Origin of the sequence: Salinivibrio socompensis S35 (assembly GCF_000513715.1) — a bacterium.
GTDB lineage: Bacteria > Pseudomonadota > Gammaproteobacteria > Enterobacterales > Vibrionaceae > Salinivibrio > Salinivibrio socompensis.
This window is the reverse complement of the sequence record NZ_AQOD01000041.1, coordinates 1-14,530: the sequence shown is the minus strand read 5'-3', so window position 1 is coordinate 14,530 and position 14,530 is coordinate 1. Positions and strand designations below refer to the sequence as shown.

Annotated in this window: 10 protein-coding genes and 5 pseudogenes; 5 read left to right on the top strand and 10 right to left on the bottom strand. The window is 51.7% G+C overall.

From position 1 onward, the window contains the following. Positions 1–44: 44 nt before the first annotated feature. From metQ to metN, 3 genes and pseudogenes are all read right to left on the bottom strand, one after another. Complete coding sequence (gene metQ, locus DZ54_RS0106100) at positions 45–860, bottom strand: methionine ABC transporter substrate-binding lipoprotein MetQ (protein ID WP_025673440.1); 816 nt, start codon at positions 858–860, stop codon at positions 45–47. Between the two features lie 54 nt (positions 861–914). Next, positions 915–1,601, bottom strand: a complete 687-nt coding sequence (locus tag DZ54_RS0106095) for a methionine ABC transporter permease (protein WP_025673439.1) — start codon at positions 1,599–1,601, stop codon at positions 915–917. Beyond that, positions 1,591–2,624: pseudogene (gene metN, locus DZ54_RS19555) on the bottom strand (methionine ABC transporter ATP-binding protein MetN). The gene DZ54_RS0106095 and the pseudogene metN overlap by 11 nt, the downstream one beginning before the upstream one ends. 263 nt (positions 2,625–2,887) lie before the next feature. On the opposite strand from metN, the gene DZ54_RS0106085 reads away from it, so the two are divergent. The 3 genes from DZ54_RS0106085 (at position 2,888) to DZ54_RS23315 (ending at position 5,910) form a co-directional block, all read left to right on the top strand. Further along, positions 2,888–3,526 carry a LysE family translocator gene (locus tag DZ54_RS0106085; RefSeq protein WP_025673438.1) on the top strand — a complete coding sequence of 213 codons (639 nt, stop codon included), beginning with the start codon at positions 2,888–2,890 and terminating at the stop codon, positions 3,524–3,526. A gap of 119 nt (positions 3,527–3,645) precedes the next feature. Next, positions 3,646–5,550 carry a TonB-dependent receptor domain-containing protein gene (locus DZ54_RS19550; protein ID WP_051415930.1) on the top strand — a complete coding sequence of 635 codons (1,905 nt, stop codon included), beginning with the start codon at positions 3,646–3,648 and terminating at the stop codon, positions 5,548–5,550. A gap of 147 nt (positions 5,551–5,697) precedes the next feature. Further along, positions 5,698–5,910, top strand: coding sequence for a TonB-dependent receptor (locus DZ54_RS23315; RefSeq protein ID WP_128080462.1), 213 nt, complete (start codon positions 5,698–5,700; stop codon positions 5,908–5,910). A 109-nt stretch (positions 5,911–6,019) separates the two neighbouring features. On the opposite strand, the gene DZ54_RS0106075 is transcribed toward DZ54_RS23315, so the two are convergent. The 3 genes and pseudogenes from DZ54_RS0106075 to DZ54_RS19540 all read right to left on the bottom strand — a co-directional run bounded on the left by DZ54_RS0106075 (position 6,020) and on the right by DZ54_RS19540 (position 10,740). After that, positions 6,020–7,174 carry an amidohydrolase gene (locus tag DZ54_RS0106075; protein WP_051415931.1) on the bottom strand — a complete coding sequence of 385 codons (1,155 nt, stop codon included), beginning with the start codon at positions 7,172–7,174 and terminating at the stop codon, positions 6,020–6,022. A gap of 119 nt (positions 7,175–7,293) precedes the next feature. Next, positions 7,294–9,454 (bottom strand): annotated as a pseudogene (gene pta / locus DZ54_RS19545) (phosphate acetyltransferase). Between the two features lie 90 nt (positions 9,455–9,544). Further along, a pseudogene (locus DZ54_RS19540) lies at positions 9,545–10,740 on the bottom strand (acetate kinase). A gap of 357 nt (positions 10,741–11,097) precedes the next feature. Here DZ54_RS19540 and yfbV point away from each other — a divergent pair. Continuing rightward, positions 11,098–11,547 carry a terminus macrodomain insulation protein YfbV gene (gene yfbV, locus DZ54_RS0106060; protein WP_025673436.1) on the top strand — a complete coding sequence of 150 codons (450 nt, stop codon included), beginning with the start codon at positions 11,098–11,100 and terminating at the stop codon, positions 11,545–11,547. An 87-nt stretch (positions 11,548–11,634) separates the two neighbouring features. On the opposite strand, the gene DZ54_RS19535 is transcribed toward yfbV, so the two are convergent. The 4 genes and pseudogenes from DZ54_RS19535 to DZ54_RS0106045 all read right to left on the bottom strand — a co-directional run bounded on the left by DZ54_RS19535 (position 11,635) and on the right by DZ54_RS0106045 (position 14,164). Next, positions 11,635–12,366, bottom strand: coding sequence for a ChaN family lipoprotein (locus DZ54_RS19535; protein WP_420804840.1), 732 nt, complete (start codon positions 12,364–12,366; stop codon positions 11,635–11,637). A gap of 74 nt (positions 12,367–12,440) precedes the next feature. After that, on the bottom strand, positions 12,441–12,635 hold the full coding sequence (locus tag DZ54_RS24720) for a hypothetical protein (protein WP_128080460.1): 195 nt from the start codon (positions 12,633–12,635) through the stop codon (positions 12,441–12,443). Then, positions 12,632–13,473 (bottom strand): annotated as a pseudogene (gene rlmA / locus DZ54_RS19530) (23S rRNA (guanine(745)-N(1))-methyltransferase). Before rlmA ends, DZ54_RS24720 begins: the two are co-directional and overlap by 4 nt. Positions 13,474–13,663: 190 nt before the next feature. Beyond that, positions 13,664–14,164, bottom strand: coding sequence for a YfbU family protein (locus DZ54_RS0106045; RefSeq protein WP_025673435.1), 501 nt, complete (start codon positions 14,162–14,164; stop codon positions 13,664–13,666). Positions 14,165–14,335: 171 nt separating this feature from the next. On the opposite strand from DZ54_RS0106045, the pseudogene DZ54_RS19525 reads away from it, so the two are divergent. After that, a pseudogene (locus DZ54_RS19525) lies at positions 14,336–14,530 on the top strand (hypothetical protein); the annotation flags it as partial.

Sequence of the window (14,530 nt, the reverse complement as noted above, 5' to 3'; positions counted from 1 at the left end):
ACCGGGCGCTGATTGTTTTCGATGCGGTTTTACTTACCCAGCGTTCATTTCAACCTCTCGGCAGCCGGAATCGATTTCCATCGGCGGTCAGCTGTAACCGCGTCGGTTTGGTAGGCTTTAACAAAGGTCTTGACGTTTTCTGCGTCGACGTTGTCTTTACGTGCCACAATCAGGTTCACGTAAGGCGAGTCTTTGTCTTCAACAAACAGGCCGTCTTTGCTTGGGATCAGGCCGATGCCAGCGGCAAAGGTATTGTTGATGATCGCGATGTCCACATCTTCCAGTGAACGCGGCAGTTGTGGGCCTTCCAGTTCGATAATGTCGACGTTTTTCGGGTTTTCAACAATATCCAACTTAGTGGCATTGATCCCTGCGCCTTCTTTTAGCTTGATAACGCCTTGTTGCTCAAGCAGTAATAATGAGCGGCCGAGGCTCGCTGGGTTATTAGGCACCGCAATTTGACCATCTTCTGGTAGGTCAGCCACGCTGTCTAGCTTGTAAGAGTAGGCCGCAATCGGATAAACAAAGGTGTTGCCGGCAATGGCAAACTCATAGCCGCGGTCTTTGATTTGCGCATCCAAGTAGGGCTGATGTTGGAAAGCATTTACGTCGACCGAGCCATCGTCCAGTGCCGCGTTCGGCGAGACGTAATCGGTAAAAGTCACCAATTCAACGTCAAGCCCCAGTTTCTTCGCTTCTTTAACCGCGTGTTCAGCCACTTGTGCTTCTTCACCCGCCATCACGCCGACGGTGATGCTGTTGGCATCGGTGGCGGCTGGCTCTTTTTCGCCGCATCCAGAGAGGATGAGTGTGGAGGCGAGGCCTAAAGTGGCTAAAAGTGTTTTAATCGTCGTTTTCATTGTCTGTCTCCCTTTAAAAAATATCCGTTATTGACGGTAAGTGTTGTGTTTTATTTATCGGTGATCGGTTCGGCGTACCAAGTAATCGCCCAAAGATTGAATCGCTTGTACCAGCACCACCAGCATGACAACGGTGATCAACATAACCGTGGTATCAAAACGCTGGTAACCATAGCGGATACCGACATCGCCCAGGCCGCCACCGCCGACGGCACCAGCCATAGCAGAGTAGCTCACTAAGGTGACCAGGGTAATGGTTGCGCCATTAATAATGCCGGGTAGCGCTTCGGGCACCAAGACTTTATAGATAATTTGCAATGGGGTAGCGCCCATGGCTTTGGCCGCTTCTTCTAACCCGGGTGGCAGCTCTAAAAGCGCCGCTTCGACCAGACGTGCAACAAACGGGATAGCGCCTACCGTGAGCGGGACGATGGCTGCTGCCGTACCGATAGAGGTGCCGACCACCATGCGGGTAAATGGGATGATCGCGACCAATAAGATAATAAAGGGAATCGAGCGACCAATATTCACGACCGCGCCGAGCACCTGGTTGAACTTAGGTTGCGCCAGCAGGCCACCTTTTTTGGTGACGTGTAGCATCACCCCCAGTGGGATCCCAATCGCAAAGCCGATCAGGCCGGAGGCAAAGACCATATACAGGGTTTGACCCGTGGCTTCGGTGAGCAAGTTAATCAGGGCGCCGTTGTTATTCACCCAAGTGGTTATTTGTTCAATCAACATAGCCAAGGACCTCCGTATTGACATGGTGCTGGTTGAGATAATGGATAGCGTCTTCGACTGCTTTTTTCGGGCCCATGATCTCTGCCAGTAGCAGGCCGAATTTGACTCCGCCTGCGTAGTCGATATCAGAGCTTAAAATGCTGATGTCGATATCAAACAACCTGGATATTTGACTGATTAATGGTTCATCCACGGTGGCGCCGGTAAATTCGAGACGCACTAAGGGGTAGCTGCCGTCAAAGTAGGTATCTTGCAAACGCTGGGCATAGTCATAAGGCACCGATAAATCCAAGGTTGAGCGAATAAACTGCTTCGCTAAGTCGGATTTAGGATGGGCAAAAATTTCCCCCACAGGACCCGATTCAACCAGCTCGCCATCACCAATGATCGCCACGTCGTGACAAATGCGTTTGACCACGTCCATTTCGTGGGTGATCAGCAAAATGGTGAGGTTGAGCTTTTCGTTGATGGTTTGCAGCAGTGACAGAATCGACTGTGTGGTAGCGGGATCCAGTGCGCTGGTGGCCTCATCACATAATAGAACGTTAGGGCTTGGCGCCAGTGCCCGGCAATGGCGACGCGCTGCTTTTGCCCGCCACTGAGGCTGGCAGGGTACACATGGCGTTTGTCCGCTAAGCCGACTAAATCGAGTAATTCGGTGACGCGTGTTTCAATCTCTTCACTACTGGCGCCGCTCAGTTCCAGTGGTAAGGCAATGTTATCGAAGACCGATCGTGATGACAGCAGGTTAAAGTGTTGGAAAATCATGCCGATTTGACGGCGAGCTTGGGTTAGGTCGCGATTAGATAACGCGGTGAGGTTAACGCCTCCTACCTTTACTGATCCGCTGGTGGGGCGCTCTAACAGATTAACCATCCGGATCAGGGTGCTTTTCCCTGCGCCGGAGGCACCGATCACACCAAATACTTTTCCTTTAGGAATAAATAAGTTGATGTCGTTAAGGGCATGAATCCGGCGTTCCCCGAGTTCGAATACCTTGTTGAGTTTGGTTATCTCAATCATCACATGTCCTTGGCGATAAATTTGATCACAGCAGACTCACTCAGCGGCTTATCCCGCATTCTTGCCGTCGCTCTGGTTATTGATGCTATGAGTTCGTTAAAACCAAGTCAATGGATATTTTTACTTCTGGACGTCTAAATGGCAATAAGGCTAATCGGTTGGTTATAAATACAACGGTTAACGCGATGGTAAGTGTACTTGATCTCATCGACTAAAGCGTGTTCACTAATAGCCTTTCTAACCCTTTGTTCTGATTAAGTGATATGCCAACTGCCTTGATTGATACCACCATGTTGACCCTATTTATTCCCACTTTCTTTTTTGTGTCAATCACGCCGGGAATGTGTATGACGTTATCCATGACCCTGGGGATGACTATCGGGGTTAAGCGCAGCTTACATATGATGTGGGGCGAGCTTATTGGCGTCGGTCTTGTGGCTGTTGCGTCAGTGGTGGGGGTGGCAGCCGTGATGCTGAATTACCCGAGTGTGTTTCAGGTGTTTAAGTATGTGGGGGGCGCATATCTGGCGTATCTCGGCGTACAAATGTGGCGATCGCGTGGCAAAATGGCGATCCCAAAGGAAGAGGAATCGGCACCGAATGATGTCTCTGCACTCTCGTTGGCGGCACAAGGTTTTGTCACCGCAATAGCCAACCCGAAAGGCTGGGCGTTTATGATCTCGCTGTTGCCACCGTTTATTAATCCTAATATGGCGCTACCCAGTCAGCTGAGCGTGCTGGTACTGATCATTCTTTGCACGGAATTTAGCTGTTTAATGCTCTATGCCAGCGGTGGCCGTACCTTGCGTCAGTTTTTGCAGCAAAAGGGCAATGTGCAATTATTAAACCGAATCGCCGGCACCTTGATGATCGGCGTCGGCTTTTGGCTGGCATTGGGGTGATCGCTTAATCAGTGTGTTGTTGATCGTTTTGTTACTTAATTAATCTCGGCAAATAAGATTAGAAAACGATAACTATTTGCATTATCATCCCCATCGCTTTTTATTGACGGGGAATGTTCATGCAGTTAAAGCCAGTTGCCTCTTTTATTCTTACCTTTTTTGCTTTTCCTTCTTTCGCGCTTGCCGCTCCAGCAGAGGATGCGCCTGAAAATGATGCACCAATAGATACCGTCGTAGTGAATGCCGATCGCTTTTCCGATGCGCTGATGATGCGCGATGATTTGGATAAAGTTCGCGGGATCAGTAACGCGGATGTTTTTTCGGGCAACACCAGTATTCAGCTTAATAACATGCACAACGAAGCGGGGGCGATTGACCCCGGCATCCGTGGTTTGCAAGGCCATGGGCGGGTGGCGATGTTGATTGATGGCAGTTTGCAGTCGACCCATACGTCGCGCGGTTATCAGGGAGTGAGTGATCGTACCTATATTGATACCGATTTATTGTCGTCGTTGTCGGTGGATAAAGGCGCTACGATTGGTCGGTCGCCGTATGCCAGTGGCGCGATTGGCGGCACCATTACGTCGACCACACTCGGTGCTAGAGATATTGTTCGTGATGGCGAGGGCTTTGGCGCTGTGGTGAAATTGCGCGCTCACAATAATGCCCGCTCGCCGCGAGTGAGTGATGATGCTACCGAGCAATTACGTTATCGCTTGGCCGATCGCAGTGACCATCAAGGGTTTGATAATGGTTCTGCAATGGTAGGACTGGGGTATCAGAGCGATGGGCTCGGTGGTGTGCTGGCATTTAGCCATCGTAAAAAAGGCAACCACTTTGCCGGCAAAAAGGGCATGGAACGCTACGAGGAGCCCGTGATTGGCGCGGGACAAGAGGTGGGCAATACCAGCTTTGAGAGTGACTCTTGGCTAGCCAAACTGGACAAAGAATTTGGTAATGGCCATCAAGCGGATATCAGCTATCGGCACCACCACCAAGAGGCGGGTGAAGTGCTGATGGCCTATTGGTATACTGTTGAGCGAGAAGAAGGTACTGTGATGCCGCAATGGGGATTGGGCACCGCGGATGTGGACGCCTATAGCGCGAATTATCGCTACACTTCCCCGTCGCAAAGCTGGCTTAGTTTGCATGCGAATGCGTGGCACACGTCCGCCAAACTGAACCAATACAACGGACTCTGGGCGAAGGGCAGCAACGCCGAGCAGTATCTGCATGAGTATCAAAATGACCGTCATGGCGCGAGCATCGCCAACCGCAGTGAATGGTCAAGTTTGCCGGTGAGTGTGGATTATGGCGTGTCTTACACTAAGGAAACCCTGACGCCAATTGGCGATACAGATAGATTTTATTCTAAAGAGCCGACCTCTCGCCACGGTAAACGCGAGGAATGGAGTGTGTTTGCCAATAGTGAAATCGATCTCTCGCCGGTGACGGCAAAGTTTGGGGTGAACTGGCATGAGGCGCAATCGCTCGATAAACAAACCCAACAATCCTTGCACTATCGTGGTGAGTGGGACCTGATGGGGGAGTTGCATTATGACCTCAACCCTTCGGCTTCTTTGTTTGCCAAACTCTCTCGTACTGCCCGATTACCGAGCTTGTATGAAGTGACCATTTCTAACGAGGTGTTTAGTTACAACCCGTATAATCCGCTTGACCCCGAAGTGTCGTTTAACCAAGAGTACGGGGTTAGCTTAGATGGCCGGGCTTGGTTGCAAGAGCTGGGATTAGCGAAAACACGTCGCGCCGTCATGACGGTATCTTATTTTAATAATCACGTCAGTGACTTTATTTCTGGGGGCGTGCTTGACCGTACTCCGGATATGCCGTCTTGGCGCAGTAATTTTACTTTCACCAATTACGATGAGCTGTCGCTATCAGGCATCGAGTTGCAAGCGCATTACGCGTACCAAGCTTTTATAGCCACCTCTCTGCCACGTTTTACGACAGAGTGCAGGTGTGCTCGCAAGATCAGCCGAACGTTCTGGCATGGACCGCTGTAACGGCTTAGGCTTTGCGTGGAGCACGACACCGACTCGAATCCCACCAGAGCGTAAATGGCACCTTAACATTGGCCACAAATGGTTGGATGATCGGCTCGATATCGGTACCACAGTACGTTATCACAGCGGCAAGTCGAACCCTGCGGATTGGCTAACAGGCACCGGCGCCGCAAGCCTGTGGTCGCGATCCCGTCAGAATACTTGGTGGATATTTATAGCCACTACGACATCACGCCGGATGCCAGTGTCTTTGTGACGGTTAATAATCTGACGGACCGTTACACCATTCAGCCCGGATCAGTGGTGAGTATGCCGGATCCAGGCCGCACCATCACCATCGGCACCCAGTGGTCGTTCTAATGGGGATGAGTTAGCCCGCTGACCATGCGCTGAGCGTGACGATCAGGCCTTTTGCGAATCCCGTAAAAGCGGCTGTTTTTTATTGCGCGAGTTTCTATTCTGCGAGTTTTTATTCTGCAACAGGGGACGGTGCCATGCCGTGATGGCGTTTGACCAAGGCGCAGAATAGGTCATTAGCCGTCGATAAAATCGCATCGGGGAAATCATAGTCAGGGTTATGCAGCTGTGGGTGATGCTCGCCGCTGCCAATGCCGAATAAAGCCCCTGGCCAACGGGTAAGAAACTCGGCCACGTCTTCTGACCAACGCATGGGCTCATTAAGCCAGTGAACCTCTAACCCCAGCGATTGCGCAGCGTTAACCACGACTTGGTTATGCGTTGTGCTGTTTTCGGCGGCAATAAACGGCTCATGCCAATGTAGATCCACGGTTAATCCTGCTTGGTCGGCGATCGCGTTTACTTTATCAACCAACCTGGTTTGCATGGCATGAAACGTAGCGTTGTCGTCGCTGCGTAGGGTGGCCATTACGGTGGCTTCGCCGGGCGCAACGCCAAACGCGGGATCGCCAAGCTGGGCGTGAACTAAGGTCACTAAGCTGAACGTTGAAGGATAAGCGTCGGGAAGCTGTGTGAGCATACGCATCACGTCACTCATGGCGCAGGCAGGGCTAACGCCGCGTTCGGGGTAGGCGGCGTGGGAGGTTTTGCCATGCAGTTTTATTGCAACACCGGTTGAGGCGCAGGCAAAGGTGCTAGGGCGCACGACAATCTGATGTTGAGCAAACCCAGGTAGATTATGAAACGCGTAGACATTATCGATCTGCGCGTTGGCAAGTTCAGGGGCTTGGCACATGCGCGCGGCACCTTCACCGGTTTCCTCCGCAGGCTGAAAGGCGAGGATCACAGTGCCCTGTTTAGGGGGTGTTTGGCTAAGCTCGGCGGCGACGGCAAGCAAGGCGGCGGTATGACCATCGTGGCCACAGGCATGCATAACGCCATCGTGGCAGGATGCATAGTCAAGTTGGGTGCGTTCGTGAATGGGCAGTGCATCAAAATCGGCGCGCAGTAAGGTGGTGGGACCTGGCGCTGCGCCTTGGATGGTAACCAAAATACCGTGGCCGCCTACGTCAGTGACAGGGTGAAAGCCAAATTGCCGTAACTGGGCAGCAATCGCACGGGCACTTTGTGCTTCTTGATTCGACAATTCAGGGTGTTGATGCAAGGTGCGGCGTAGCCTAACGGGATCAAAATTAATCGCCATCATCGACTCCAAAACAAGGATGGAGGGTTATGCTAGATCTCGGTGGCCCATTACGTTGTGAGGTAAGACGCAAAAAAGCCAGCGACTGGGCGCTGGCTTTTGTTCAGATAGGAGAGCTAGGCTTACGCTTGGCCTTTCTCTTCTGCTTGCTTAGCTTGAATGGCTGTCAGTGCCACGGTATAGACAATATCGTCAACCAGCGCGCCACGTGACAAGTCATTCACTGGCTTGCGCATGCCTTGCAGCATTGGACCGATAGAGACCAACTCGGCAGAACGTTGTACTGCTTTGTAGGTGGTGTTACCGGTGTTCAAGTCTGGGAAGACAAACACGGTAGCTTTACCGGCAACCGGCGAATCCGGTGCTTTTGATTTCGCCACGTTTTCCATGATGGCGGCGTCGTACTGCAGCGGACCATCGATGATTAAATCAGGACGCTTCTCTTGGGCAAGACGGGTGGCTTCGCGGACTTTATCCACGTCTGCCCCTTTGCCTGAGCTACCGGTCGAGTAAGAGATCATCGCGACGCGAGGCTCAATACCGAATGCTGCCGCTGAATCTGCAGATTGGATCGCGATTTCAGCCAGTTGTTCAGCATTTGGATCCGGGTTAATCGCACAGTCACCGTATACCAGCACTTGCTCAGGCAGCAGCATAAAGAATACTGACGAGACCAAAGAGGCGTTGGGTGCGGTTTTGATGATTTGCAGCGGTGGACGGATGGTGTTGGCGGTGGTGTGAACCGCGCCTGATACGAGGCCATCCACTTCGTTCGCTTCCAGCATCATGGTACCCAGTACCACGGTATCTTCGAGGTGCTCTTGCGCAATCACTTCGGTGATACCTTTGCTCTTACGCAGCTCGACCAAACGGGCCACATATTTGTCGCGCGCTTTTACCGGGTCGATAATTTCGACGCCCGCGCCCAAGGTCACGCCTTGTTGCTCAGCAACGCGTTTGATTTCTTCTGGGTTACCCAACAGCACACACTCAGCAATTTTACGCTCAGCACAGATAGCCGCTGCCTTGATGGTACGTGGCTCGTCACCCTCAGGTAGCACAATGCGCTTCGCGGCTCGGCGTGCAAACTCGGTCAGCTGATAACGGAACGCGGGAGGCTGAGGCGACGCTCGCGGTTCGACCCGGAGCTCAGTGACTCAATCCAGTTGCCATCAATGTGGCCAGCAACGTGGTCGTTCACAAACTCGACACGGGCTTTATCGTCAGCAGGCACTTCAAGGCTGAAGCTTTGCAGGTTGAGCGACGTTTGCCAGGTGTTGCCTGCGGTGGTAAACACCGGAAGGCCAGTTTCAAACGCGCGGTCACACAGGGCTTTTAACTGCTCAGGGATGGCATAACCACCAGTCAGCAACAATGCACCGATTTCTACGCCGTTCATTGCCGCCAGACACGCAGCAACAATAACGTCAGGGCGATCAGCCGAGGTTACAAGCAAGGAGCCTGGGCGGAAGTGTTCAACCATGTTAGGGATTGAACGCGCACAGAACGTAATGCTCTTGATGCGACGCGAGTGAATTTCACCTTCGTTGATAATGGTGGCGTTCAAGTGCTTGGCCATATCGCTAGCACGGGTCGCGATCAGGTCGATTTTCCACGGCACACAACCCAGTACACGGATTGGGCTGGAGTTGAAAATCTGCATCACTTCAACGTTGGAGGGACGTGCACCGTCCGCTTCGTCAAAGATTTCTGACAGGTCAGGGCGCGTACGGCCTGCATCGTCAACAGGCGCGTTAAGCTTGTTGATGATCACACCTGAGATGTTGCCGTTTTTACTGCCACCAAAGTTGGTGCAGGCAAACTCGATACGCTCTTTAAGCTGGGCAGGATTGTCAGTGCTGGAGTGGTCACAAACACGATTTCTGCATCCAGCGTTTTGGCGATCTCGTAGTTAATCTGGTTCGCGAATGGGTGGTTACGTGTTGTAACCAAGCCTTCTACGAGCGCAACTTCGGCGTTTTCAGTGGCACGGGTAAAGCGCGCGAGCACTTCTTCGAGCAGCACATCTTCTTGATCCGAGCGCAGCAGGTTTTCGGCTTGGTTCATTGACATCGATTCGGCGACTTTCATATCACTGTTGGCGTGAATGATTTCGGTCGTCAGATCGGTGATGTCAGTGTCGCTACCGTGATGTGGCTGGGCAATCGGTTTAAAAAATGAGACGCGGACGCCTTTACGCTCCATCGCTCGCATCACGCCAAGGCTGACACTTGTCAGGCCGACGCCGGAGCCGATTGGAATTAGCATAATAGTACGGGACACGTTGACTTCCTCTTACTATCTGGTTGGCGTGCCGGAAGGTCCGGCACGAATACAAAAACGGCTGAGTGGAATCAGCTGTTGGAAATGGTCTTACAGGCCAGTTAGGCGCGCAGTGTCTTGCGCAATCACCAACTCTTCGTTGGTTGAAATCACCATCGCAGGCACGCGGCTTGCGTCGGTAGTGATCACGCCTTCGCCGCCAAAGCGGGCTTTCAGGTTGCGTTCTTTGTCGACGTCAACACCCAGCAGAGCTAGGCGCTCGAGTACCAATTCGCGGATTGGGCCTGAGTTCTCACCGATACCACCGGTAAAGACAATCGCGTCTAGACGGCCGTCGAGGGTCGCGGTGTAGCTGGCAACGTACTTAGCAAGGCGGTGGCAGAACACGTTCATCGCACGCGTTGCTTCCTCTTTCTCGCCGTAGTTGTCTTCTACGAAGCGGCAGTCAGAGGTTACTTCGGTCAAGCCTTGCAGGCCAGACTCTTTGGTGAGCATGGTGTTGATTTGCTCAACGCTGTAACCCAATGCATCGTGCAGGTGGAAGATAATCGCTGGGTCTAGATCACCGGAACGGGTGCCCATGACCAGGCCTTCCAATGGGGTCATGCCCATTGAAGTATCGACGGATTTGCCGTTTTTAATCGCACACACTGACGCACCGTTACCGAGGTGACAGTTGATGATGTTCACTTCATCAACAGGTTTGCCAAGCTGCTCAGCGGCCGCGTTAGCGATAAAGAAGTGAGACGTACCATGCATGCCGTAGCGACGGATGCCGTGCTCTTTATAGAGGTTATAAGGCAGTGCATACAGGTAGGCTTCTTCTGGCATCGTCTGGTGGTATGCGGTATCGAATACAGCCACGTTTTTCAGCGCAGGGAAGGCTTTTTTTGCCGCCTCAATACCTACGATATGGGCTGGGTTGTGCAATGGCGCAAAGCTCGATGCATCGTGGATCCCTTTGAGCACGTCGTCCGTAATTAATGCGGATTGGGTAAAATGTTCACCGCCGTGAACGACGCGGTGGCCGATAGCGCCAGGTTCTCGGCGAGTTCAGGCTTAGAGGCCAGAATTGTGTCTACAATGAAGGTGAGGGCTTCAGTGTGCGCGGCGCCGTTGCCCAGTTGGGCTTCATGCTTACCATCCATTTTCCACTTAATGCGGGCTTCTGGAAGGTTAAGACATTCGGCAAGACCGGTAAGATGCTCATCGCCTGATTGTGCGTCGACAATGGCGAACTTCAAAGAGGAGCTTCCGCAATTGAGTACGAGAACCAGCTTTGACATGTATGACTACCTATGTTTCGTGAGACTGAGTGTATGGAATAAAAAGGATAGTGGACAAACTGAGACACTACCTTTTCAAAAAAGAATGATCTCATGCTTTGTCGCGGGGAAAAGAATTATCTTTATCCGTCCTGGATAAGTGAACGCTCCATTGAGTACAACCGGATTAGGTTGCGAGACAATCGAATCCGAGCAACAATGATAAAAGTGCGCTAAGGATAGCGGGACTTGATACAGATAACAAAATTTTTTGAGCAATACTGGCTAAATTTTAAAATTTTTAAACAATTTGTTTAGTTTTTATTGTAAAAGTTGAGTGACAGTCCGTTTCGGTCACACTGAACAAGTGAGGTAGGTATGGCAATGAACAAATCAATCTGGCGCTGCCTGCAAGACGGTCAGAAATATATGCAAGAATGGCCGATGAAAAAAGAGCTAGCGCCGGTGTTTCCTGAAAATCGTGTGATCACCATGACACGGTTCGCCATCAAGGTCATGCCTGCGATCGCTGCCATCAGCGTGCTACTGCAAATGGCAGCCAATAATATGCAAGGGATGCCGCAAGCGGTGATTGTCGCCTTGTTTGCGCTGAGCTTGCCGCTTCAGGGACTTTGGTGGTTGGGAAGACGGCGCGATACACCGCTGCCTCCCTCGTTGGCGGGTTGGTATCGTGAACTGCATCAAAAGATCACTAGTGAAGGACACGCGATGCAGCCGATAAAAAGCCAACCGCGATATAAAGAGCTTGCACAAGCGTTAAGCCGAGCATTTAAAGTCGATCGCGCCGCACTTGATCGTTGGTTTTAACCCCAGCAGGCGTGTGCGTCGCGCTCTGAGATAACAAACGCCGACCTGAGAGTCGGCGTTTTTATAGGTCGGTGATTCATGCGTGGCTTAGTGACACTGCGGCGCACCTTGTCCTTTCATTTGGCTGACCGCTTCGCGCATTTCATCCATCGACTGCCAGCGCTGAGGCATGGGCATAACCTGTAAGCGAAAATCCTTGGCGTCGTCGGCCAGCCTGGCCTGATCGCTCACCGCCGTAATTAATGCAATGGTTAGGTCTGGGTTTCGCGCTTTCAATTGTGCGGCTGTCCCTAAGCCTTCGGCGACATGAAACCGGCCGGCTATGTGGAGAATTTGGCTGTCGGGGTGACGGGCGTGATAATCCACCATGCTTTCTGCCATGGTCGCATCCCAGGCGAGCTGAGCGGCAAATTGATCGTCGGTTTGGCTGGGTGTGCCATGATGCATATTGGCTTTAAACTGACGTTTATAGGGAGAATCTTGAGTATCAATGGTCGCGGCAAACCATTGACGCTGCTGGTCAGGCAGTGTGTCTAAGTAAGCCAATCCTTGTCGGCCAATACAGCTGACCATGCGTTTGGGGGCGTTCGCGGCAATCACGTCTAATTGACGCTGTTTAGCCAGCTCGATTAAAGGACGATAGCTGCCATTATAGTTGTCCCATGCATTAGCACGCCGTTTTAAGGTGTCTTCGCCAATCTCTCCGGCAAGATATTGGTTCACCACTGGCTGGGCATCACGACTGAATTGTTCCATCGACAGCACGACAGGATGACGCGAGGCAAGCTGGTTGAGCAACTCGGTTTGAAAACGGTGCACACCGGGATGGCTGTGCCATTCACCAATCAGAATGATATCGGCTTTTTCGACGCGGTCAGCGACTTGATTTAGGGTCAGTGGCTGCCTTCGGGAGTCGTCACTTGATAGTCAAACAAGGTATTGATGGGCGCTGATGCCAACTGCGGTAACGCGGCGAAGACGGTCGAGCTTAACATCAAGCTGGCCGCCAGCAGCCACTGGGTAGCAGGCGGCTTTAAAAAGCGGTGATAAACGTCGTTTTTTATCCATTGTGCGCAAGTGTGCATCATGCATCTCCTTTCACCGAGTCAGTCTCTGCGTGATGACGGTATACACGCAAGGTAAAATCGGCTTCGCATTCAAAGTCGATGGCATTCGCCAAGGTGTCACGCCATTCATCGGAGGCGCGCCACGCAAGCGGTGTCATTTGTAGCAAAGTCAGCGCTTGCTCGCCTGTCAACGTCATGGGGTAATGTAGCGAGTGCTCACTTTCAACTTGGAAGCCGGGCAGTGCTTCAGGTGGCGTTTCGTGTAAACGCACTTCATCATAAATACCTTCTTTAAGCTGAAAAAGATGACGTGGCCCAGGTGTGACGGTCACAACAACGCCACCGGGCTTGATCACACGATCAAGTTCGTCGCCATTGCAGGGCGCATAAATACGCACTACACCATCTAGGCTGTTGTCGGCAAACGGTAAGCGCTGCGATGATGCCACCGAAAATTGACATTGTGGATACCATTTCGCGGCAGAACGTACCGCAACTTTGGCAATATCGAGCCATAGACGGACCATTGTTGTGAGGCGGTCTGATCAGCGATTGCATGGGTGTAATACCCTTCGCCGCAGCCTATGTCTAAAATGGTTTGGCTCTCTTGCCCGAGTGCTTGGGTAAGGGCGTCGATCATCGCTTGTCGCATCGGTGCATAATGGCCAGCGTTTAAAAACGCGCGACGGGCTTGAGTCATGTCTTTGTTGTCGCCCGGATCTTTAGAGCGTTTAAATTGCACCGGCAACAGGTTGAGGTAACCTTCTTTGGCGCGATCAAATTGATGATTGGCAGCGCAATAGGCACCACGTGGTTTGGCTTGCAGAGGCTGTTGGCACAGTGGGCATCGATAAATCATGGGAGGCTCTGTATCTTGGCTTTGATGCGCTTAAGGGTACGGGCTTGTGTGACGTTCGACAAGTTTGCGCCGTGAGAAATCAAAAAGCCGCCAACAAAGGCGGCTATATCATCATATATTGAGTATGAAGCCGTTCAGCACCTCATGCTATTCATTGAAGCGCTGAGTGTCTCATTAAGGTTAACAGACCCTAGGCGGCGAGAATCTTTTCGATCTCGGTTAAGCTTAAGTGAAATTGACGTGGGCACTGACGCCACACATCAAGCATACGACGATATTTGTCACGCATTGGCATTTGACTGTTAAAGCGGTGCTCACCTTGATCAAATTGCGGATAGAGCCCTTCGGTGTCGACTAAAAAGCGCACATAGTGGACCAAAGCGCCTTCGGTGGCGGCATCAAAGCCCCAGAACTGCACCCGACGTGGTGACAATGCGGCTTGGTTAGTTTCATCAAGCAGATTATAAGAGGCCTGCATGGCATGGTGCATTTCCATGATATCAATCACCTCGCGGCACTGGGTTTCGCACAGCGCTTCAAACTGGCTGATCACCTCGGCCATTTGCAACGCGTAGCCGCGCTCAATGATGGTTTGCAGGCGACGGTACTTTTCGCCATTAGAGGGATCGAGGTGGCACATTAACTGGTATTGGTTAGATAAAATTAAACGTTGTGCAGGGGTCATATCCATCGCGGTTGGCCTCTTAACTCTCGAAGGTACAATAGTCGTTCATCAAACGATGAGGGTATGGACAGAGACTACCAGTTCTATATCGATAAAATCTTGATCTGAGCTATGTCCGTAGCACGTTTATCACCCGCCTAAGGGATTTTGTAAAAGGTCGTTCATGAAGGGGACGTTATGTTTGACTGGGCCGATGTAACCGGTTGGCAATGGATAGGTTGGTTTGTATGGGCAAGCGTATTGTACGGGACCTATCCGCGTGAATTTTTTCCTAAACTGCGCCAGGAAGTGGTTTATCAGCACTTAGCGTTTTCATTCATGCGGTTGGTGTTGTTTGSKCKCTGGGCGTTGCAGGCGGGGATCAAAGAGGGG

Coding starts and splice junctions, on each gene's coding strand:
- metQ (WP_025673440.1), bottom strand. CDS start 860: ATGAAAACGACGATTAAAACACTTTTAGCCACTTTAGGCCTCGCCTCC.
- DZ54_RS24720 (WP_128080460.1), bottom strand. CDS start 12,635: ATGATGCACACTTGCGCACAATGGATAAAAAACGACGTTTATCACCGC.
- DZ54_RS0106075 (WP_051415931.1), bottom strand. CDS start 7,174: ATGATGGCGATTAATTTTGATCCCGTTAGGCTACGCCGCACCTTGCAT.
- DZ54_RS0106045 (WP_025673435.1), bottom strand. CDS start 14,164: ATGGATATGACCCCTGCACAACGTTTAATTTTATCTAACCAATACCAG.
- DZ54_RS19550 (WP_051415930.1), top strand. CDS start 3,646: ATGCAGTTAAAGCCAGTTGCCTCTTTTATTCTTACCTTTTTTGCTTTT.
- DZ54_RS0106095 (WP_025673439.1), bottom strand. CDS start 1,601: ATGTTGATTGAACAAATAACCACTTGGGTGAATAACAACGGCGCCCTG.
- DZ54_RS0106085 (WP_025673438.1), top strand. CDS start 2,888: ATGCCAACTGCCTTGATTGATACCACCATGTTGACCCTATTTATTCCC.
- yfbV (WP_025673436.1), top strand. CDS start 11,098: ATGGCAATGAACAAATCAATCTGGCGCTGCCTGCAAGACGGTCAGAAA.